1 protein-coding gene is annotated in these 887 nt (G+C 48.4%); it reads left to right on the top strand.

Annotated features, from left to right (window positions below):
• The coding region (locus NK638_RS12310; RefSeq protein WP_274633236.1) for an energy transducer TonB at positions 1-606 on the top strand (606 nt) is incomplete at its 5' end.
• Positions 607-887: the final 281 nt, after the last annotated feature.

The following is an 887-nucleotide window of genomic DNA, read 5'->3' as shown; positions in this document are numbered from 1 at the left end:
GCGCCGCCTAAAAAAGTAATAGAAAAGCAGCCTGATATCATTAAAACAGAAGCGCCAAAAACACCGGCAGCTGAGCCTAAAGTCGATACCCAAGCGGCTGATGAACAACGCAGAGCTGAGGAGCGTCGCAGAGCCGAGGAGCGTCGTATAAGAGAGCAAGAACAGCAGAAGGCTGAGCAAGAAGCCCGTGATAGAGCAGCAGCGCAAGAGGCTGAGAGATTGGCAGCAGAGAAAGCGGCTAAAGAGCAAGCGGTTAAAGAAGCTGCGGAGGCTACGGCACAAGCCAAAGCAAAAGCTGCAGCAAGCAATACGCCAGTGAACTTTACTGCCAGTAATGCTGATTGGGCATCGCCGCCGAGATTGAGCTTTCCTAAGCGTGCTGCTCGAAATGCTCAATCAGGCGATACGTTTAATGTGGTGTTGGTGTTGAGGGTCAACAAGCAAGGCGGCATCGATAGTGTGCGAGTGTCGCAGCCGTCAGGCAACCCAAGGGTGGATAAAGCAGCGCAGCGTCAAGTTCGCTCTGGCAAGTTTACACCCTTTACACAAAACGGCGTGCCCGTGGTGGGCAATGTAACACTAACAGTTAGCTACGCTGTACCTTAGCGCGCATTTTATTGAAATCATCTCATTAATTTTAAAATATATTTATAATTTTATGATTCTTTATGATAAGGCGAGCTGTGATATACGCCGCGCTATCATAGGGTGATATTAAACATTAAGGAGTCTGGCATGGACTTTATGCATTACTGGCAAATCAGCGACATGGTGACCAAAACCTTGTTTTTTTTGCTATTTATCTTGTCTATCGTCTCTTGGGTGACGGGGGTTATTCGCGTGCTACAAAGCCGCAAACTGGCCGCTACTGTCGCAGACGATTTGAG

Source organism: Psychrobacter sp. A3, assembly GCF_028823565.1.
GTDB lineage: Bacteria > Pseudomonadota > Gammaproteobacteria > Pseudomonadales > Moraxellaceae > Psychrobacter > Psychrobacter celer.
The sequence above is the reverse complement of the archived record's forward strand: the minus strand, read 5'-3'. Positions and strand labels throughout refer to the sequence as shown.